The 20,902-nt window shown below is 69.7% G+C and carries 19 protein-coding genes; all 19 read left to right on the forward strand.

From position 1 onward, the window contains the following. Positions 1 to 8 precede the first annotated feature (8 nt). Positions 9 to 980 carry a replication-relaxation family protein gene (locus ACZ60X_RS36655; RefSeq protein WP_469608202.1) on the forward strand — a complete coding sequence of 324 codons (972 nt, stop codon included), beginning with the start codon at positions 9 to 11 and terminating at the stop codon, positions 978 to 980. Continuing rightward, on the forward strand, positions 977 to 1,285 hold the full coding sequence (locus tag ACZ60X_RS36660; RefSeq protein ID WP_469608205.1) for a hypothetical protein: 309 nt from the start codon (positions 977 to 979) through the stop codon (positions 1,283 to 1,285). Before ACZ60X_RS36655 ends, ACZ60X_RS36660 begins: the two co-directional genes overlap by 4 nt. 26 nt (positions 1,286 to 1,311) lie before the next feature. Beyond that, positions 1,312 to 1,698 carry a hypothetical protein gene (locus ACZ60X_RS36665; RefSeq protein WP_469608208.1) on the forward strand — a complete coding sequence of 129 codons (387 nt, stop codon included), beginning with the start codon at positions 1,312 to 1,314 and terminating at the stop codon, positions 1,696 to 1,698. A gap of 715 nt (positions 1,699 to 2,413) precedes the next feature. Further along, positions 2,414 to 3,868: a hypothetical protein gene (locus ACZ60X_RS36670; protein ID WP_469608211.1), complete on the forward strand. Its 1,455-nt coding sequence runs from the start codon at positions 2,414 to 2,416 to the stop codon at positions 3,866 to 3,868. A gap of 381 nt (positions 3,869 to 4,249) precedes the next feature. Then, a complete protein-coding gene (locus tag ACZ60X_RS36675; RefSeq protein WP_469608213.1) occupies positions 4,250 to 4,852 on the forward strand; it encodes a hypothetical protein in 603 nt (200 codons plus the stop codon). After that, complete coding sequence (locus ACZ60X_RS36680) at positions 4,846 to 5,766, forward strand: ATP/GTP-binding protein (protein WP_469608216.1); 921 nt, start codon at positions 4,846 to 4,848, stop codon at positions 5,764 to 5,766. Before ACZ60X_RS36675 ends, ACZ60X_RS36680 begins: the two co-directional genes overlap by 7 nt. A gap of 47 nt (positions 5,767 to 5,813) precedes the next feature. Further along, a complete protein-coding gene (locus ACZ60X_RS36685) occupies positions 5,814 to 6,497 on the forward strand; it encodes an SAF domain-containing protein (protein ID WP_469608218.1) in 684 nt (227 codons plus the stop codon). A 3-nt stretch (positions 6,498 to 6,500) separates the two neighbouring features. Next, positions 6,501 to 7,376, forward strand: coding sequence for a MinD/ParA family ATP-binding protein (locus ACZ60X_RS36690; protein WP_469608220.1), 876 nt, complete (start codon positions 6,501 to 6,503; stop codon positions 7,374 to 7,376). After that, positions 7,369 to 8,976, forward strand: a complete 1,608-nt coding sequence (locus tag ACZ60X_RS36695) for a CpaF family protein (protein ID WP_469608223.1) — start codon at positions 7,369 to 7,371, stop codon at positions 8,974 to 8,976. Before ACZ60X_RS36690 ends, ACZ60X_RS36695 begins: the two co-directional genes overlap by 8 nt. A 43-nt stretch (positions 8,977 to 9,019) precedes the next feature. Next, positions 9,020 to 10,012, forward strand: coding sequence for a type II secretion system F family protein (locus ACZ60X_RS36700; protein WP_469608225.1), 993 nt, complete (start codon positions 9,020 to 9,022; stop codon positions 10,010 to 10,012). Next, positions 10,009 to 10,902, forward strand: coding sequence for a type II secretion system F family protein (locus tag ACZ60X_RS36705; protein WP_469608229.1), 894 nt, complete (start codon positions 10,009 to 10,011; stop codon positions 10,900 to 10,902). Before ACZ60X_RS36700 ends, ACZ60X_RS36705 begins: the two co-directional genes overlap by 4 nt. A gap of 18 nt (positions 10,903 to 10,920) precedes the next feature. Then, positions 10,921 to 11,109: a hypothetical protein gene (locus ACZ60X_RS36710; RefSeq protein ID WP_469608231.1), complete on the forward strand. Its 189-nt coding sequence runs from the start codon at positions 10,921 to 10,923 to the stop codon at positions 11,107 to 11,109. Positions 11,110 to 11,143: 34 nt separating this feature from the next. Then, the gene (locus ACZ60X_RS36715) at positions 11,144 to 11,563 is read left to right on the forward strand and encodes a TadE/TadG family type IV pilus assembly protein (protein ID WP_469608234.1); all 420 of its coding nucleotides are present in this window, start codon (positions 11,144 to 11,146) and stop codon (positions 11,561 to 11,563) included. Next, positions 11,560 to 11,994 carry a TadE/TadG family type IV pilus assembly protein gene (locus ACZ60X_RS36720; protein ID WP_469608236.1) on the forward strand — a complete coding sequence of 145 codons (435 nt, stop codon included), beginning with the start codon at positions 11,560 to 11,562 and terminating at the stop codon, positions 11,992 to 11,994. Before ACZ60X_RS36715 ends, ACZ60X_RS36720 begins: the two co-directional genes overlap by 4 nt. 68 nt (positions 11,995 to 12,062) lie before the next feature. Further along, a complete protein-coding gene (locus tag ACZ60X_RS36725; protein WP_236678838.1) occupies positions 12,063 to 12,449 on the forward strand; it encodes a pilus assembly protein TadG-related protein in 387 nt (128 codons plus the stop codon). A gap of 5 nt (positions 12,450 to 12,454) precedes the next feature. Further along, positions 12,455 to 16,108: a LysM peptidoglycan-binding domain-containing protein gene (locus ACZ60X_RS36730; protein WP_469608241.1), complete on the forward strand. Its 3,654-nt coding sequence runs from the start codon at positions 12,455 to 12,457 to the stop codon at positions 16,106 to 16,108. Positions 16,109 to 16,117: 9 nt separating this feature from the next. Further along, complete coding sequence (locus tag ACZ60X_RS36735; RefSeq protein ID WP_469608244.1) at positions 16,118 to 16,279, forward strand: hypothetical protein; 162 nt, start codon at positions 16,118 to 16,120, stop codon at positions 16,277 to 16,279. A 22-nt stretch (positions 16,280 to 16,301) separates the two neighbouring features. Next, entirely contained in the window at positions 16,302 to 17,546 is a 1,245-nt protein-coding gene (locus ACZ60X_RS36740) for a hypothetical protein (protein WP_469608247.1), read from the forward strand. Positions 17,547 to 18,692: 1,146 nt separating this feature from the next. After that, on the forward strand, positions 18,693 to 19,898 hold the full coding sequence (locus ACZ60X_RS36745; protein ID WP_469608250.1) for a DUF932 domain-containing protein: 1,206 nt from the start codon (positions 18,693 to 18,695) through the stop codon (positions 19,896 to 19,898). Positions 19,899 to 20,902: the final 1,004 nt, after the last annotated feature.

The raw sequence follows: 20,902 nt of genomic DNA on the forward strand, positions 1-20,902 counted from the left end.
GAGCACCCATGCCCTACCCCACCCCAATCCCGATGGGCGCCAACGACGTTGGCCAGCAAGCCCTGAACGCCCTGTACCAGCACCGTCTGGTCTCCACCCAGCAGCTGCACCAGATGCTCACCCCGCACCACACCCGGGCCGAATACCTGCGCCGTCAGCTGCACATGCTCCGCGAGCGCGGCCTGGTCGAACGCGTCGGCCGGCGCGCCCACGGCCAGACCGATCTTTTGTGGTGGCTCACCGAGCCCGGCGCCGCCGCGGTCGAGGCCACCGGCCTGCTGCCCCAGCGCCCGTACCGGATGAGCCCGGAGGCGGCCGCCGGCCCGCTGCAGGAGCACACCCTGGCCACCGTCGAGACCGGCCTGGCGTTCGTCTCACACGCCCGCGCACTCGGCCACGAGTGCGGCCCGCTGGACTGGTCGCCGGAGATCGCCCACACCTACCGCGACGAACAGCGCCCAGGCGAGGACCTGCGCCTGATCCCGGACGCCGTCCTCAACTACATCCACGTCTCGGGGCAGAAGCGCACGCTTCTCACCTTCATGATCGAGGTCGACCGGACGCAGATGACGATCGCGCGACTCGCCCAGAAGCTCCACGCCTACGCCGCCTACCAGCGCTACGTCCCCCAACCCACCGGCGGCCGCGGGCCGCGGCCGCCCCGCCGTACGGCCACCGCACCGGCCTGGCGCTCGCGCTACCCCTCCCAGTCGTTCCCGCGCATCCTGCTCGTGCTCACCGGTGCCTCCCCGGAACGGCTCGAGCGCCGCATCGCCGACCTGCGCAGCCTCTCCGCCGCCGACCCGGTCCTGGCCGCCACCGCCCTGCGGGCCGGCGTCACCACCCTCGACCAGCTGCGCGAACACGGCCCCTTCAGCAGAATCTTCATCCCCGTACTGGGAGACGCCGAGCCGGTCGACGCCCTTATGCGCCCCGCCCAGTCGACCGCCCAGCCGATCGCCAAGGCGCCGGCCGCATGACCGCCCACCGCCCCAGCCAGGGCTCCGCCGCAGCCACCGCCTTGGTCGTTCCCCTCCTCCCGCACGCCGGCACGGGCAGCGACGCGGCCGGCACGGGTGCGGACTCGTTCATCACCGAGCTGACGACGGCCATCGGGCACCTGGAGAAGGCGCTCGAGCTCGGCCAGACGCCGGCGCGACTCCTGCTGCCCAACGGCGCCACCGTCACTGCCGCCCAGCTGAGCCTCTGGGTGGCCCAGCACAGCGCCCGGGCTCAGATCCTCCTCGACCACATCACCGCCGACTACACCGGCCCACAGACCTGACCCCATCGCCGCGAAGGAGAACCGCGATGCTCAGCCGCCTCTTCAGCTTCCGCCGCCCGCCCCGCCGTACCGCCCCCGACCCGAAGCCCCTGCCCGACTGCGTGCCGGCAGCATGTGCAGACATGAGGCCGCTGCCGCAGCTGTTCTCCCCGCTCATCGCAGAGATGATGGCCACCTACTGCCACACCAAGCACCTGGCCGGCCTTGCCCAGGACGAGCAGTGCGCCGCCGAGTACCAGCTGGTGGCCCGCTCGATCGTCCAGCACGTTCTGGAGGGCTGGCAGAACCAGACCGGCGGCCGCGGAACCATAGACGACCTTCTGATCGGGCCGTTCCAGACCCGCCGAGCGGGGGTCCCCGCACCTCATGCAGCGGACTCTCCCATGGCCCGGGAGCACCGCCTTGCGTCCTGACCCCACGTCACCGGCCGTGCGGCCAACTCGTTGGGCCCAAACCAGCGACACGACGACGCGTCAAGAACATGCGAGCGACACGGGGGATGAGCGCGTGAAACGTGTGCCAGTAGGTGCACCGATGGGACTAGGGTGGACCCGCGCCGCCTTCTGCCTCCACCCGGATGCAGGTACGGCCACTCGGACACGACAAAGGCCCCACATGGCTCCAGGTCGCCACAACCTGGAACACGCCACGGGGGCCGCGTCGGTGCGAGCAAGCTCTGTCGAAATGCGTCTCGCACATCGCGAGACGGGAAACAAGGAAAGGCGTCTCGCTGCAATGCAGCGTACCCGGAACTGTCCCCCAGGACACAACAAGCTCCGCCAGGTGGAGGCTGTGTCAGCTCCGGCCCCCTGGCGGGCGTCCGCATGCCTACTGGCATGCGGCTCTGCCGCGGTCCCCATTGAGGGGGGCTGGATGACGTAACCCATCGAGGGGGCGGATCCCAGCGGCGCCTTCCCCAAGGTCCACTGCCGTCCCTGGCCACGAGGCCCGGTCCCCACCGGGCCATTCGGCCGAACTGCCACCGCCATCTCCAGGGGGCCTAGTCCCTGGTCCGGCGAAGTGCCCGACCTTCCCAGGTCGGACAGATTTTCGGTTCTCCCAGAACCACGAAGCACCGTCACCGGCCTTCGTCATGCCCCGGCACGGAGGCGCCGGAGTACGGAGGTAATGATGCACGACCTTTTGGTGTGCCGCCATATCAACCCGGCGGCATGCCTGGATGTGTCCAAGACCGCACCGGTCGCGGACACGTGCCGTCACGCTTTTGATCTCGTCTGTGACACTGCTGCGCAGGAGATCAGTTCGACCGCGTCCCGGCGTCTGCGCCGAGCCTCGGAGTTCCTTGCTGCCGTGCAGTTCATGGTCGGCGCCGGGTTCCACCCGAAGGCCGGCCGTACAACGCTGCAGCTGGCCGAGGTCTTCGCCGAGCGGATGGGGCGCAGCACCAACGGGCACTTCCCGTTCAGCGCGGAGGCGACAGCCCGCGAGCTCGGCCTGAAGCGACGCACGGTCTTCAATCACACTCGCTACCTGCGAGAACTCGGCCTCATCGCCTACGTGGAGCACGGGTCGAAGCGGAACGTGCTGCGCACCCGCTACGGCGCCGCCTGGACGAGCGAGCACGGCTATCGCGGCACGGCCACCCTGTTCGCTGCGGTCGCGCCGCGGGTGTGGGACGACGCTATGGGCCACAGGATCGAGGGGCAGGGGTACGCGGCCCGGCAGGTCGGTGTCACCGACGCCGGCCGCGAGCTGGCCGTCGCGGCCGCGGTGGAAAGGCATCGGGAACGGCAGGGTCATCAGCCGACGGAGCCTGTGGATAACTCCGGGTCGTGCACCCCTTCTGTGGTGGTACCTCAGCCACGTACTTCCTGTTCTGTAGATGGGGGGCTTAAAGACAGGACGCGCGAGCGCGCTTGTCAGAAGAAGTCACCCACGAATCGTGCCAAGGGCGCGACCGGCTGGTCGGCGGCGAGGACGGCAGCGGCGATGCAGGAGGCCCGTTGGGTTCAGCTGCACACGTGGTGGACCCAAGGATCATGCGTGCGTCAACTGGCCTACGCGCTCAGGCCGTTCTTCGAAGCGGGATGGACGTGGGAGGAAGTCGGCAGGGAGCTGGCCCGCTGGACAGTCCCGCTGCGGCCCCGGCACATCGCCTCGTACGTGGCGTCCGAGATTCGCCGGCGGGTGAACACCGGCGCACTGTTCCTGCCAGACGGCCTGGTCTCGCCATACCGGCAGCCGGAGACGTCGACGTGGGACGACGGACAGACCCCTCACGGTTTCCGGTACGCCGCGATGCAGGCCTGGAAGGCTCGCACCTTCCGGCCAGCTGCAGCGCGGGCGACGGCCGCTTTCGAAGAGATCCACCGGGTCCTGGCTCGCCATACAGAACAGCGCAGAACCCGCACCGCGCCCGAGTGCCACGTCCCAGGAGCACACCCGGAGAACGTACAGCTGACCCGAGAGGAGATCGATGCACTGCTGGAGAACTCACACCCGGTGGTGGCCTGTGAAGACCTGTGGGCCCAAGCGGAAGAGGTTGCGGAGTACCGGCTCGAAGCGCAGAACCGCCGCAGTACATGGGAGTACCTACCGCCAGCGCCCCCGGACCCGTACTAGGCCATGGCCCGCGCTGGAATCTGCCACGCCGGCAGCGGTGGCGGCTATGTCGGTGCCCGGCCGTATCTGGGCTGCTCAGCCGAGGCCGTCGCAGGGAGGTGGCGCGTGCCTCGGGACCAGCGCCCGGTCAGCGCCCAAATGCGCCGGGCCATCACTTACGCATAGAGCAACTTATCGATTTTCGTATCCGCTTGTGACCAGATACATCCCGAGTTGTGAACAGGAACTTCCTTTTAGCATTGGGATGTTGGCTGGCATATGCGTAACCTGATGACTACACATAGCGCATCAGCGCAGCTCGACCAGGTTTCGAGGGCGGGTTCTTGGGCGGGCGCACCCGCGTCGGCCGCCCGTCCACGGCGCGCCGAACGGGGAGGCAACGTGAACCGCCGCGCACACCGGATCCCTCATTCCGCTGTTCGCTTCCGAAATCTCACTGCAGCAGCCCTCGCACTGAGCGGCGCGCTCGCCTTGTCCGCGTGCGGCTCCTCCGATGGCGACGGCAAGGCCTCTCCGCAGACGTCGCCTCCCGCATCGTCGCCAGCAGCGTCGACCTCTACAAGCCCGACCCCGGAGGCGGAGCAGGCAGCTCTTGCCGCCTGGAAGGGTATGCGGACGGAAGAGATCAAAGCTTCGCAGACGGGGTACGTCACCAAGACCCGGCTCAGCGACTACTCCTACGACAAGGCGATGTCGAAGACCAAGGTCGCCCTTTTCAACTACCGGCAGCAGGGCGTGGTCTTCAAAGGAGCGCCGACCAGTACTTTCAAGGTCACTTCCGTCGATCTCCACGCGCCCCGTCCCACCGTCAAGATGTGGGAGTGTCTCGACACCTCCAACTGGAAGCCCGTCCTCAAAGAGAGCGGGAAGGATGTCGCGACCAACGGGCAAGCACGACGCTTCGTGATCACGGGCGTGGTGGTAGACCTCGGTGACCGCTGGATGGTGCAGGACTACACCCTCCACAGGGATCAGAAATGCTGAGGTCCACCTTCGCCGCGATTGCGGTCATTGGGGCCCTCGCGCTGTCGGCCTCGCCTTCCGCTGCCGAGCCCCAGCCGCATCCTTCGTCAGGGGTCAACAACTGCGACACCGGCTGGGTCTGCGTCGAGACAGGAACCAGCGGTAGCGGTGGCAAGAAGGATGATTCCAAGAGCTCAGCGCCGAGCGGCACGCGCCAGTGCACAAAGAACGGCAAGGTACTGCCGTGCTACGACCCGGATCTCGGTTCGTTCTCCAACGGCTGCTACTACAAACAGGTCACCGATCCGGCCCTGATCGCAGATTTGGAGAAGGCGGGGAAGGCTGCTGGCCAAGGGGATGGTTCTGTCCCATATGAGATGACATGTCTCCTGGACGGCCCCAACCCGGGAAGTGTCTACGTCTTCCTGAAGAACCCACCGGCCGGGTTCATCGATCCCGCAGCTCTCGCACACCAGGCCGTAGACAAGATGCTCCTGAAAGGCCCGGACATCGCCAGCCCACGGGCAGCCGGCAAGTACGTGGTCGGTATGCCGATGTGGATGTGGGTGGACCAGACGCAGACCACATACGGGCCCAACAGCGCCACCGCGTCGGCCGGTGGGGTGACGGTCACGGCAACTGCGGAGGTCTCCTCGATCAGCTGGGACATGGGCGACGGCACAGACGCCGTGGTGTGCAACGGGCCTGGCACCAAGTACACGCCATCCATGGGCAAAGCTCAGTCCCCGGACTGCGGCCACGTCTACGACAAGGCCTCCACCGACGAACCAGGTGGGAAGTTCCACGGGACCGCGACGGCCACCTGGACCGTCAACTGGCAGGTGACCGGTCGCCCCCCTGACACCGGATCGTTCACCGAGGTACGCCGGAGCCAGTTCACGGCCGACGTACGCGAAGTGCAGGTCCTCAACTGACACAGCGCCACGCGCCCGAACGAACACCCGAAAGGTCACTGTCCGTCATGGATTCTGCTGCGCCGACCGTGCCGCGCCCGAATGGCTCGGGCCGCGCCGACCTGCCGATCACCACTACGGCGCCCGTCAAACGGGAACGCCGCTGGTCCGTGGCGGCCTTGTGCATCGTGCTCGCGGTTGTCTGTGCCCTGGGCGCGGCATGGGCCGTCAACTCGGCCAGTTCACGCACGAAGGTGCTCGCCGTCGCGCGCGATGTCCCGGCCGGCCAGGTCCTGACGGCAACGGACATCACCGTCGCCGAGGTCTCCGCCGATGCGGCACTGACCCCGTTGCCGGCGTCCGACAAGGCGTCGGTGGTAGGGAAGCGGACGGCCGTCGACCTGCGCCAGGGCGGGCTCCTTCTCGCCTCGCAGCTGACCGCCGGCACTGGCTTGGGGGACAACAAGCAGCAGGTCGGCGTCCTGGTCAAGCGTGGCCAGGCACCGGCCGGCACCCTGTTCCCCGGCGACAAGGTCCTCGCGGTCACCACGCCTGCCCAGGGCAGCACGACAACGGCGAAGGACGACCCCAGCGCCTCGTCGATCGACGCCGTGGTGGTGTCGGTGTCCCGCCCAGACGCCTCCGGCGCGGTCGTCGTCAACCTCGCCGTCGGCACGAACGACGGCCCCACGCTGGCCAGCCTCGCCTCCCAGAGCCGCATCGCGCTCGTCCGGGAACCCCGGAGCAACTAGCCCATGCCCGTCACCGCACTCGTCTCCGCGAAGTCCTCCGGCGTCACCACCACCGCGCTCGCCCTCACCCTTGCCTCCAAACGAGCCTCCCTGCTCGCCGAGTGCGACCCCGCCGGCGGCACCATCCGGGCCGGGCTACTCGGAGGCCAGGTCAGCGCCGGCTTCGGCCTCTACCACCTGGCTCGCGCCGAGCGCACCGGGCCCGAGGCCCTCGCCAACGCCTTCGCCTCTCACCTGTGGCCCCTCGACCAGCCCGGGCACCGCAAACTGCTGCCCGGCCTGACCGACCCCGCTCAAGCCGCCGCCCTGGCCCGCACCTGGCCAGCCCTCGCCGACGTCCTGCACGTCATGGCCCAGCAGGCAGGCCACGACATCTTCATCGATTGCGGCCGCCTCGCCCTGGAGGCCGGCCACCTCCACCCGACCCTGACCCCGGCCCCGCTGCTGTACCGGGCCGACCTGGTCCTACTCGTCGTACGAGGCACCGAGCAGTCTCTCGCCCTGGCCCGCCACGTCATCCCCCCGCTGCGCACAGCACTGCACGAACAGGGTTCCGGTGCCGACGCGCTCGGCCTGCTGCTGATCGAAGAAGGTCCCTTCCGGGCCCATCAGGTCGGCGAATCCCTGCAGACGCCGGTGATCGCCGCCCTGCCCTCCGACCCGGACGTCGCCCACTACCTGACCGCAGGCGGCAACCCACCCCGCGGCTACGGCCGCAGCCCGCTGCTGCGGCACGCCCGCACCGCCACTGAGCACATCGAGGCCGCAGCATCCCGCCGCCACCTCCAGCAGCAGTACCCCCCTGCCGCTCCCCAACTGGCCGGGATCCTGCAGCGGCTGAACCGGCAGCACCCCGAAGGGGGAGTGAAGCATGGCTGACACCCATCAGCGTCCGGGCGTCAACGGCCATCAGCCAGCCCTGGGCCGCGACGACATCGCCGGCCTGCTTGCCGGACACCTCACCCAGCGCGCCGCGCCCGAGACACGCCCCGTGCCCACCGCGCCGCAGGTGCCGCCCGCCGTCGTCCCACCGGCCCGGACCGACCCCGCCGCGGTGCCCCGCCTGGCGGGCCTGCCCGGCGAGCTGCCGGTGGGCTGGGAGGTCATCGAGACGCTGCAGGCCGAGGTCTCCAAGCAGCTGACCGCCCGGGACCCCCAGCGGCTCATGGAGGAAGCCGACCGGCGGGCGCTCGCCCGCTCCCTGGTCACCACCGCGGTCGCGGACTGGGCCGCCAAGTACGCGCAGGCCAACGTGCCCCTCACCGAGGCACAGGAACAGGCCATCGGCATCGCGGTCTTCAACTCCATGTACCGCGGCGGCCGCCTGCAGAGCCTCCTCGACGAGGACGGCGTCGAGGACGTCATGGTCGACGGCCTGCGCGCACACGTCGAATACCTCGACCGGCCACGCCGCACCATCGACAAGGTCGCCGACTCCCACGAGGAGCTCATCGCCTGGGTCAACCGCATGGCCCGCCTGTCCGGCCACGGCGAACGCGGCCTGACCCAATCCACCCCGATGGTCGGCTTCCGTATGCCCGACGGCTCCCGCGTAACCGCCTCCATGCTCACCAGCCGACCCTCCGTCGTCATCCGCAAACACCGCCTGCGCGACACCGGCCTGGACGAACTGCGCCAGTGGGGCACCCTCAACCCGATCCTGCAGTACTTCCTGCGGGCCTGCGTCCAGGCCCGGATGAACCTGCTCGTCGTCGGCGACATGGGCGCCGGCAAGACCTCCCTCCTGCGCGCGCTCGGCCGGGAAATCCCCGCAGACGAACGCCTCGTCACCCTTGAGTCCGACCGCGAGCTCTACCTGGACGAACCGGCCGCCTCCGGCAAGCCGGGCCCGATCACCTACGCGTTCGAGGCGAGGCAAAGCAACGGCGAGATTCTCGGCGACAAGATGGCCGGCGAGATCACGATCTCCGACATGTTCGCCACCGCCCTGCGCTACAACGCAACCCGGGTCGTCGTCGGCGAGGTCCGCTCCACCGAGATCGTGCCGATGCTGCAGGCCATGTCGGCCGGCGGTTCGGGATCGATGTGCACGATGCACGTGCGCCGCCCGCACGCGATCATCAGCCGCCTGGTGCAGCTGTGTACGGAGGCCGGCATGGCCACCGAGGCAGCGCACCACCTCATCGCCGCCTCCATCGACGTTGTCGTCTACATCGCCTACGACTGGGACGACGTGAAGTACGGCGGCCGCAAGCACCGCTACATCAGCCACATCTACGAGGTCCACGACCTCGTCGGTGAAGGCGGCCGCCCCACCACCACCGAGATCTTCGGCCCCGCCGGCCCGCACGAGCCACGCGCCGTCTTCAAGAACATGCCCTCCTTCATCGGCGAGTTGGAGAACAAGTCCCGGTTCCCCGACCTCGAGGGCAGCCCTTCCTTCCACCGCGCCTGGCTGACCGACAATCCGCTCGGTGCGTGGGGCGGGCCCCTGCAGCGAAAGGGCCCCTCGGCATGACGCGACACGTCCCTACCCTTCGGGCATGCACGGGGGAGGCACCGTGACCATTTCCGAACTCTCCTTGATGGCAGCCCTGTTCGCGGTTCTCGCCGCCGTTGCCGTCATCGCCCTGGTGCGCGAGCTCCGCGGCCGTACGCCCGATCCACTCAAGCCACGCCGCCAGGTCGCCGCCCGCCTGCGGCGCGCGCGGGCCGAGCTGCCGGAGAAGTGGCAGGCCCGCTGGCGCTACCTGGTCACGCTCGCCGGCGTCGTCACCCTCGGGGTGTGGGCCTACACAGGTTGGCCCGTCCACGGTCTGCTCGCCGGAGCCGCGGTCCTCGGCCTGCCGTTCGTCCTCAACCCGGGAGTCTCCGCGCAGGCGCGCATCGAACGCCTCGAGGCCCTCGCGCAGTGGCTCAACCACCTCGCCGGTGTCCACACCGCGGGCATCGGCCTGCCGGCCACGATCCGTGCCTCCGCGAAGAACGCCCCCGCGCCGATCGCGGCGAACGTCCGCGCCCTGTCCGAGCGGCTGCGCACCGGCATGGAGGCACACGACGCCTTCGACCTGTTCGCCGACGAGATGGCCGACGGTGTCTTCGACCACGTGGTGCTGCTCTTCCAGTCCCACGCCGTCTACAAGGGCCCGGGTCTCGCTGATGCGCTCGAGGCGCTGGCCGTCACCATCCACCAGCAGGCCGCTGACGCCCGCGACGTCGAGGCCGACCGGGCCAAGGTCCGCAAAAGCGCGCGCATGGTCTCCATCGTCGTGCTCATCGTCGTCCTCGGCTGCATGCTGAACGACGGCTGGTCGGGCTGGTACCAGACCCCGGCCGGACAGGTCGTGCTCGCCCTGCTCGGCGGTGGATTCGCCTGGACGCTGATGCTGCTGCGCCGCATCGCCCGCACTACCCCCGACCCGCGCCTGATCGAGATCGACAAGCGCCACGCCCGGGACATCGCGCTCAGCTACGCCTTCAGCGCCGACAGCGTCCGTCCGCAGGCCTGGGCCTCGGCGGCCACCGCGCATGCCCGGAAAGAGGACGCACGATGATCCCCCTGAACGTCATCGCGCCCGCAGCCGCCGCCGGCGTCCTGCTCGGCCTGGGCGTGCGCGCCGCCTGGCCCGCAAAGCCCGATCTGACCAGCGTCCTGGACCGGCTGGACGCGAGCAAGGTGCCCACCGCCCTGCCCACCGACGCTCCCGCCGCCACCGGATCGCTACCTGAGCGAGTCGGCAACCGGCTTCTGGCCGACTTCGGGGAGCGCATCGCCCTGCCGATGCGCGACCTGAATCTGCTGCGCATCAGCCCGGCCGAACACCTCGGCAAACGCTTCTTGTTCGCCCTCTACGGCCTGATCATTCCGCAGCTACTGCAAGCCATGCTCGCCCTCGCCGGCGCACCGTTTCCCTACGTCGTCCCGGCGGGCCTCTCTCTCGGCCTGGCTGCCCTGTTCTGGCTGTGGCCGGGCCGCGAGGTCGCCAAGGAGGCCGGTGAGGCCCGCCTGATCGTCCGGCACGCGGCCGCCTCCTACCTCGAGCGCGTAGCGCTGGCCCGGGTCGCCAACTCCGGTGCCGCCCAGGCCCTGACCGACACCGCGAGGGTCGGTGAGAACTTCATCTTCGAGCGGATGCGGCAGGTCTTCCACCAGGCCGACCTCGCCGGCGTCACTCCGTGGGACGCCTTGAAGCAGCTCGGCGAGGAGCTCGACATCCCGGAACTGACCCGGCCCGCCGACACCCTCGCCCTGGCCGGGGACGGCGCCGCCGTTTACACCACCTTGCAGGCGCAGGCCCGGCAGCTGCGCATCGCGCTGCTGTCCGATCAGAAGGCCAAGGCAAACGAGGCCTCCGCCGCCATGATCCTGCCGGTCACCTTCGGGGTCATCCTCATGATCACCTTCGTGATGATTCCCCTGACGATCACCATTCTCGGCAGCTGACACAGAAGGAAAAGCACGATGGACCTCACCTACCTCACGACCCTGCTGCGGGCCCGCTGGGAGCAGCTGAAGAACGCCGGCGACGCCGGCCAGTCCACCACCGAACTCGCCGTCATGGCCGCCGTCCTGATCGTGGTGGCCGGCCTCGTGGTCGCCGCCATCCATACAAAGGTGCTGGAGAAGATCGGCATCATCAACGGCGGCTGAAGGACGGATCCACCACCAGGGGAGGGAAGAGACGGTGAAGACGCACAGGCCCAGCGGCCGCTGGCGGGCACTGGCTGCCCGACTGCGCCAAGACCGCGGGAACGGCAGCGTGGAGGTCGCCGTCCTGGCTGTCGTGGTGCTGATGCTGGTCTTCACCATCATCCAGGTCGGCTTGTACTACCACGCCCGTAAAGTCGCGCAGTCCGCGGCGCGGCAAGGCGTCGACACCGGCCGCCAGTTCGGCTCCAGCCCAGGCGACGGCGTCGCCCAGGCGCAGGGCTTCCTCGCCAAGTTCGGCGGCAGCGTGCGCGGCGCGTCCGTCTCCTCCGCGGGCAGCACCGCCGAGGAAATCCACATCACGGTCACCGGGCACGTGGCCACCCTGGTTCCCGGGCTGGAACTGACGGTCACCCAGGACGCTCACGGCCCGATCGAACGCTGGACGAACCCATGATCCGCATCCGCCCGCACCGTGACCGGGGCAGCGCTTCGCTGGAAGTCGTGGTGATTGCCCCGGCCATCATCGCCCTGCTCGGACTGATGATCGCCTTCGGCCGTGTCATCGACGCCGACGGGGCCGTCGACGCGGCCGCCCACGCCGCGGCCCGCGCCGCCTCCCTCGAACGCGACGCCGCCAGCGCCCAGACCCAGGCCCGGGCAGCCGCCGAGGACAGCCTCAGCGGCGACGGCATCACCTGCCAGACCACCGACGTGACGGTCGACACCTCCGGCTACTCCCTCGACGTCGGCCAAGCCGCCACCGTGACCGCCACGATCTCCTGCACCGCACGCCTGTCGGACATCGGGCTGCCCGGCCTGCCCGGATCCAAGACCCTCACGGCATCGTTCACCAGCCCGATCGACACCTACCGGGGGCGGCAATGATCCACGCCGCACGGAACCGGCTGGCCCGCTGCCGCGCCGCAGTGGCCGCCCGAGGCGACCGCGGATCCATGTCCCTGTTCCTGGCGCTGTCCGCACTCGCCATCCTCATGGTCATGGGACTGCTCGTCGACGGCGGCGGCGCCCTCAACGCCTCCAACCGGGCCACCTCCCTTGCCCAGGAAGCCGCCCGCGCCGCCGGCGAGCAGGTCGATGCCGCCCAAGCGATCCAGGGCACCGCCATCACCATCGACCCCGACGCCGCGCGCGGAGCCGCCCTGGACTACCTCGCCGCAGCAGGCGTCCAAGGCGACGTACAGATCACCGACGGAGGGCAGACCCTGACGGTGACCGTCCACGACACCTACGCCACCCACTTTGCATCCCTGCTCGGCGTGGGCACGATCCACGTGGACGGAACCGCGACCGCCCACCTGCAGACCCAAGCTGGAGGCTGAGCCGCATGGCCCACCGCACCGCCAAGCCGCTGCGCGCCGTCGGCGCGCTGCTGCGTGCTCTCGTCGGCCTCGCCCTCCTCATCGCCCTGATCGGCGGTGTCCCCCTTGCACTGCTCGCCCTCGGCCACCAGCCCACCGAAGTCTCCGGGGGGCTCAACCTGCTTCTCGAGCAGGACGACGGCACCCTGTGGCTGGTCGCGCTCACCTGCATCGGCTGGGCCGCCTGGGCCGCGTTCACCTTCAGCGTCGCCCTCGAAGTCGTCGCCATCGCCCGCCGCCGCTCCGCCCCCCGTATCCGCGGCCTGGGCAGCATGCAGTCCCTGGCCAGCTTCCTGGTCGGCGGCATCGTGCTGCTGGCGCCCACCGCCGCCTCGGCCGCCACCACCATGCCCGCCGTCGCCGTCACCCAGACCCTGGCCGGCCCCAGCTCCAGCGCGACGGCCAACCCGACCAGCACGCCGACGGCCGACGCCACCTTCCCCACCCACAAGGTCACGTCCGCGACCGAAACCCCTTGGGACCTCGCCGAGCAATACCTCGGTACCGGGCAGCGGTGGCGGGACATCGCCGCCCTCAACCCGGACATCCCCCAACTCGCCTCCGGCGACCAGTACCTGCCCAAAGACACAGTCATCAAGCTGCCCCTCGACGCCCGCCCCGCCACCCCAGCCGCCGCCCCCAGCACCACGCCGACCGCCGACCGCACCGCGGACGCCCCCAGCCAGCCGCACACGGAGCACGCTCAGGACGCCAGCGAGAAGACCCCCGGCTCGGACCACTCCAGCCACCGGGCTGTGCCGCGGCACGACCAGGTAACCGTCGACACCGGCGACAGCCTCTGGTCGATCGCCGGCAACGAGTACGGCGACCCCACGGCCTGGAAGGAGATCTACGAGGCCAACCGGGGCGAAGCCCAGCCAGGAGGAGGCCACTTCGACAACCCAGACCTGATCTTCCCCGGGCAGAAGCTCGACCTGCCAGGGGCCGGCCACGCCGAAGCACCGGCCGATCCCGACACCGGCCACCAGGGCCCCCACACCGCCACGCCGCGCAACAAGCCCACCGACACCGGCCCGGGGGACCGTACGGCGCCCACCGCAGGCGACCAGGACACTGGTCAGGGTCAGCACCAGCAGCCACCGGCCACCACGCCCGCCCCGTCCAGGAGCCGGACCGCCGAGCCATCCGCGGCCGCGCCCCACACCACGGCCCCGACGGACACTGCCTCCCCGGCACCCGCCGCCCAGCCCCACCAGGACAGCGAAAGCCCCCTCAGCACGGTCATGCTGTGGACCGCGACCGGCGTCGTCGCCGCAGCACTCGTCGGCACCCTCTCCGTACGGCGCCGCCGGCAGCAGCATCGCCGCCGTCCCGGACGCCGCATCGCCATGCCCACCGGCCGTGCCGCCGCCACCGAGCAAGGCCTGCGCAGCGTCCAAGCCCCGACCGGCTTCGACCTGCTCAACGCCGCTCTGCGCTGCCTCGCCGGCAACCTGAAGGAACAAGGGCGTGAACTCCCCGTCCTCAACGCGGCCGTCCTCCACGAAAGCCGCCTCGAGCTCCACCTCGCCGAAGACACCCCGCCCTGCGCGCCGTTCACCGCGTCGGCCGGCCGCCAGGACCTGTGGACCTGCACCGCCAATCACCCCGACCTGGCAGATGAGGACACTGGACACAGCGTCGGGGCTCCCTACCCGGCACTCGTCTCGATCGGCTGGGACACCCAAGGCCGCTACGTGCTCATCGACCTGGAGCACATCGGCCTCCTCCACCTGGACGGCGACCCGGACTTCGCCCGCCACGTCCTGCAGGCCATCGCCGTGGAACTCGCCAACACCCCCGTGGCGGGCCACCTCGAAGTCACCGCCCTCGGCACCACCGTCCCCGGCCTGGAGACGGCCGTCCCCGAACGCGTAGCCCGCGCCGAAGACGCCGACGCCGCCCGCGCCGAACTCGTCGCCCACGCCGACGATCAGCGCAGCGCCCTCAGCGAACTCGGCGCCGACTCCCCACGCGCCGCCCGGCTACGCGACGACACCGGCGGCGACTGGACCCCGCACATCCTCCTCGCCGAGCAACTGCCCGACGAATCCGCCACCGACAACCTGCTGGCCGCTCTCACCGAAACGCCCCGCACAGCGAGCGCCATCATCACCGCCCACGCCCCTGCCGGCCTGCCGGACGATGCATGGACGCTCACCTGCCAGAGCTCCGACGACACCGTCGTCCTGCCCGGCTCGGGCCTGCCGGTCCGCCTGCAGACCCTGGACGACGACCGCTTCCACGACGCCATCGAACTGCTCACCACCGCCGACAGCGACAGCGACGAACCCGCCCCCGACTGGGTGGGGCCCGGCCCTGACTGGATGCAGCCAGACAAGGACGACCCGCTCGCCGACGACGGCGCGGACAGCGACGGGCTGCCAGACGAGTACGCAGCCTTGGAACAGGAAGCGCTCGAGTCCGAATCGCCCGCCCCGAGCTTCGAAAAGCACCCGGCCACCTCACAGGACGCCCCAGCGACCAATCCCGCCCCCACCAGCGAATCCCTCGCCGACGTCCTCGGGGACGACGAATCCGACGACGTCGCACCCGCGGCCGGCCCGGCCGACATCTCCCTCGCACTCACCAGCCCCTGCACCACTCCGGCATCCGCCGTCCACGTCACCATCCCCGAACCCGCCGCGGCAGCCGACAGCGACGCGGCCGCCACAGCCAGCGGCGGCGAATCCCTCGCCGATGTCCTGGCCCTTGAGGGCGACGACACCGACGACGCTCCCACACCCGCCCAAGCCGAGCGCGTACACCGTCCACGCACGTCGCCCGACGCCCAACCGGGCGCCCCGATCCCTGCGCCCGCTGTACCCGCCCCGAACACCGCCGAGCCGGATCAGACACCGTCCGGCCCGGCCGTCCTGCTCCTCGGCCCCATCACCATCACGGGCGCCTCCGGCCGGGTCGACTCCAACCGCAAGAGCGTCGCCAGCGAACTCCTCGCCTTCCTGGCCCTCAACCCCGGCAGCGACCACCACGCCGTCGACGCCGCCCTATGGCCTGCCTCGCGGGTCAACAAGGAGATGCGCAACGCCGTCATCAGCCGTACCCGCTCCTGGCTCGGCACCGACGCCGACGGCAACCAACACCTGCCCCGCGTCCAGAACACCCCCGACAAGCGATACCGCCTCGGCTCCCACGTCACCTGTGACTGGGTGACCTTCCAGCAGTACGCCCGCCAAGGCCTCGCCGAGGCCACCGAGGACGGCGACCTCGCCCTGCGGCGCGCCCTCGCGCTGGTCCGCGGCCGCCCCTTCGCCGGCATGGATCCCCAGCGCTACGCCTGGGCCGAGCCGACCATCCAGGAAATGGTGTCCGCGATTACGGACGTCGCCAGCGAACTGTCCACCCGCCGACGCGAGGCCGGAGACATCCCCAGCGCTCTGTGGGCGGCCCGCCAAGGCATGCTCGCCGTCGAGGACAGCGAGACCCTCTACCGTGCCCTCTTCCTCGCCCACCACGCCGCCGGCGACGTCGACGCACTCCGCGAAGCCGCCGCACGCCTTCGCAGGATCAACGACTCGATCGGCGGCGGGGTCGAAATGGAGCCCGACACCGCAGAACTCCTGCGCAACCTCCTGCCCCGGCCGATCCACACCCGCTGAAGGAGCCCGGTGCCGATACCCGAGGACGAGCCCCGCGCCGGCCACGGCCGCATACAGACCCTCAGCGCCACCGTCTCGCTCGAGGTCACTGCCGCACGCGCCGCCCGAACCCGTGGCCTTCTCGCCCGCTGGGGCATCCCGCCCGGATGCCAGCTGGCCGTCGGCCCCTGACCGGAAGGCACAGCAGAAGCAGATGGACAAGGCCCGCGAGCAGCGCACCGGCAGGCTGGTCCCGGCCGAGGAGATCGGCCCCGACCCGGAACCGTTCGAACGGCCCCTGATCTGCCTGCACTGCGACCGCGCCGTCGAACCGGTACGCGGCTACAAAAGCGTCCCGAGCCTCTTTCGTCTGGCCAAGGGGACCAGCCACGAAGCCGGCTGCCTGCTCAACCCCACAGAGGTCATCCAGAGCATCGCGCACGGGTCTCACGGCCTGGCCCACGTCACCGATGACGGCCTGCTCCGTCTCGAACTCCCCGCTGACATCAGTGCCCTGCCGCCCTGGCCGACTATGCCGATCGACGACACCGACACTGATGTGGTCCGCACCCACGACACGACCACCGTGCGGCCCTACCTCCCGCCGGCCATCACGAGTGCCGCGAAGATCGCCCGGTTCCTGCAGATGCACGGCTTCGACCCCAGGGTTGTCGAGCGCTTCAGAGTCAAACCCCACGGTCAGCGCCCCATCCTTTGGGGCCGGTTCTGCTACAGCCCGCGGACCTACGCAGACCTCTACCAGCGGTGCGCCCGCCGAGAGCCGATCAGCCACCCGATCGCCGTGCACGGCACGGTCCACAGCATCGTCCAGGACAGGAACGGAAAGCCGTACGCCCGCCTCGCGCTCGATGTTCCCGCCGACGGCGCCCGCTTCCACGTGCTGCTGCGCTCCGCCCACGACAGCCTCATCAAGCCGCTCACCGCCGGCACTCACGTCCTCGCCGTCGGCGACTGGACCGTCTTTGACACGCCCCACGTTCCCCAGCTGCGGCTGTTCGCCGACGAGCACTGGCAGATCGCGTACTGGGAGACCGACCCCACCACCGGGCTACCCACCGAGCCGACATGCCCTGCCCCCGTCACTGCCCGCCAGCGGGCCGACGCCGAAGCCCGGGCACGCGCCCGCCGCTCGCGCCCCGCACCGAAACCTCGCTCAGCACCGGCCCAGCCCGCATCCATCACGCCGTCCCTGCCGCCAGCGCTGGCGGCTCCACCCCCGCAGGCCCAACCTGCAGCCGAGACGGTGCTGCCCGAATCCGAGCTCGCCGACGAGCCGGCCGTGACACCGCCGCATCCCGAACCAGCGGTTCCTGACGCCCCCACGCAACCCCCGCCCGTACCACCACGGCCGCCTTTCCCGCCGCCCCCGGTGCCTCCGCTTGCGGGACCTGCACCGCGCCGCCGAGGATGGCGGCGGTGGTTCGGCCGCCGCCCGTGATCCCGTCCGCACACCGACCGATGACCGCTGCCAGCCCGACGCCTTCTTGCTGTGGACGGACACGGCCTGCACGAACGCATGGTGTGAGGCGCATATCCAGGACGCGATCACGGTCCTCGCCTACCCGGACGGAGACCCCAGGACGCCCGTTTCTGGCTCCTGATGGCTGCCGACCGGTTGCACCACCACCAACCCGCCGTCGTCATCTCTTGGTGCCTCCGTGGGGCCCCACAGCAGGCGCCATCACACCGCGGCGGAAGAGTGGCACCTCCACCGCACCGAAGCCACCTAGCCAGCAGGCACCCATGTAGCAGGTCACCTAGTCCACGAAGACCGAATTGCAGGCAGAAAAGCAGCCCGTCACGCCCACCGCGCACGTCACCATCAGGGACGCCAGAATCGCCGAAGCGCTGAATATCACTGAATGCGGTGTCTTACAATCCCGCACCATCTCCAATCAGGTCGGTGTATTTGGTCCAGACGAGCCGGAACAGTGTCACTCTCAGCTCTTTCATTTTCGAAGTCGCCGTGCAGGGCACCGTGCCTACCGAAACGCCCATGGCGCAGCGATATTCGCTGCTGAACTTCACAGAACCCCCAACCCGCCGGCAGCAACTCATCAGGGCCGGCGGGGAAGCGACCCCAGCGGGAGCTTCCGAGAGCTGGGTGCACAGGGCGACGGGAGGACGCTGCACGCGCGCAGGGAGCAGCACGACACATTTTGAGCGTGGGGCGCAGCAGGGCGCGGTGGCGGCCGACGGAGGGGCGGAGCCGCTCCGCGGCTCTGCCCCTCGCTGCGCGTTAGGACCCCGCTCCGCGGCGCCCTAACCGAGCGCTGCGCGCTCTCGCGCACTGCGGTCCCGGGCAGCCGGTCCCAGCGCGCTCCGCGCCCTGGCCCCTCGCTTCGCGCTGCCCGCCACCTTGCCCTCGGCGCTCCGCGCCCACGGGGGCCGCCGATCACCCCCACGCCCTGCTGCGCCCCACGCTCAAAGGCCGTCTGAGCTGGGGAAATTGTCCAAGAAATGTGGGCGACCACCCTCCCGAAAGTGATCGAACTGCGGTATATTTGTCTCGTCGAGGAGGAGTTCGTGGCAGACCCTCCCCGGCCACCGAAGGCACACCCGCAACGAAGTTCAGGAGTGCACCGTGACCATCACCGACGTGAACACCGCGTTCGCCAACGAGAAGGCCCGCCAGATCGACGCGGCCCGCAGCCGCGAGCGCGCCTTCCAGACCCGCATCGACCGAGGCGAGATCCGAATGCTCGGCGGCGATCAGTACGAGGTCCTGACCGGCTGGGACCGGGGCGAGACCTTCACCGTCTCCCGCAACGCCCAGGGCGAGATCGATGCGATCCTCGCGAACCACGGCCTCGACACCCGCGCAGACGGCACGATCGCCCTGTACGCGTCGTCCCGCGCCTGGCACGGACTCGGCCAGATCATCCCCGGCGGCACCACCGACATCGACGAAGTGCTGAGCAAGGGTGGACTCGACTTCACTGTCACCACCGTCCCCGCCCTCTACAAGTGGGACGGCGAACTGCGAGAGCACGCCGACCAGTTCCACACTGTCCGCGAGGACACCGGCGCGCCGCTCGGCGTCGTCGGCCGCCGATACCAGCCGATCCAGAACCGGGAGGGCTTCGAATTCCTGCAAGAGCTGGTAGGCCGATTCGATGTCGTGTGGGAGTCCGCCGGGGTCATCCGGGGCGGGCGCCGGGTGTTCATCTCGATCCGCCTGCCGGAGACCGTGACCGTGGACGCCGAAGGCATCAACGACCAGATCGTCCCGTACGTCGCCGTGATGAACGACCACAGCGGCCAGGGGCAGTTCCAGTGCGTTGTGACCCCCTGGCGGCCCGTCTGCGCCAACACCGAGCGATTCGCCGTCCGCGATGCCGTGACCCGCTGGGCCATCCGCCACACCGCAGGCGCCACCAACCAGATCAAGGAGGCCCGCCGCACGCTCGGCCTGTCCGTGAAGTACTTCGAGAACTTCGCCACTGAAGAGACCGCGCTCGCCCGCACAGACATCGCGGTCGCTGACTTCCACAAGGTCATCGCCGACCTGTGGCCCCTCGACGACGACGCCACCGACCAGAAGCGCAGGAACTTCGCCACCCGACTCAGCGCCATCGACGAGGTGTTCCGCGCCGAGACCGACAGGGTCGGCCGTACTGCCTACGCCGCAGAGCGCGCCATCACCGGCTACCTCGACCACGTCGCCCCCCGGCGCCCCGGCCAGACGATGACCGAGGAGATCGCCCGCGCCACGGCCGCCCTCGAAGGAGCCGACGACGACATGAAGACCAAGGCCCACCGGCGGCTCCTCCTGCTCACCCGGGCCTGAACTATCAGGCGGCCGGGCCCGGCAGGGCCCGGCCGCCCTGGAGGGCCGCAGCGCCGCTCCTTGACCGGAAACGGCGGCCCACCACCTGCCTGGTCCCGTCAGAGGCCGACACCGGCCCATGCCAGACCCAGCGGGGCGGCCCCCGCCGGCACTTCTGGCCCCCTGACACGAACAGCCGATGAGGAAGAGGCCATGACCGATCGACTCGAATGGGCTGACACCAGCAGCAGTGCCGAACTTCTCTACCCGGGATGCGACATCGATGGCGCTGTCGTGGAGCCGGGGGAGATCGCCGTTGCCGTCTGGACCGGAAGCAACGGCATCGCCCTGTACGGATCCCGCGAGGACCTGGAGAACAGGCTTCAGCAACTCGCAGAGGTAGTCCGCAGCGCCCCACCGGTTCCAACAGAGGAGGCCTGCATCGCGGAAGCGCTGGAGCCGTCGACATGGCGCCCTGCGCAGCCGTCGGCAGTACCCATGGGCACCGTTGAGCGAGGGATGGCTTGGTGCGGGGGAAACCGCCCTATTGCGGTGGATCCCCGCTTGGCCACTTGCAGCTCATGCATTGAGATTTGGAACGCGCAATCTCCGTCTATAGGTCTCCGGCTGCATCACACAGTCCCCAATCTGAGGTGATTCCGTGTGAATGCCGCGCATCCCGATAATGGGGGCTGGTGCACTTACGGATAAGCAGCAGCTCAGGGAATGCGGTGCATGTAGAAACCCCGGGAAGGGCCTGTCAGAGGTTCTTGCCGGGGTTTCCTGTTTCGGGTTCATTCCGTTTTCGAGTGGTGACTTTTGATTCCTGCATTGCGCATGACGCAGTGTCAGATTGACGGGTACGTGTCGGGATGTCTGGTGGGGCCGTCAGGCCCCTTCCGTGTCCCGGGAATGGTTGTCTCCTGCCCCGTGTGTCAGGGGCGGGGAGGTTTGTTTTCGTGCGGGCGTGCGGTGAATTCACGGATCGGGTGTGCCGGTTTCTGAAATGGTGTCATGGTGGGGGT

The sequence above is a fragment of the Streptomyces sp. NPDC104106 genome, from assembly GCF_055584345.1.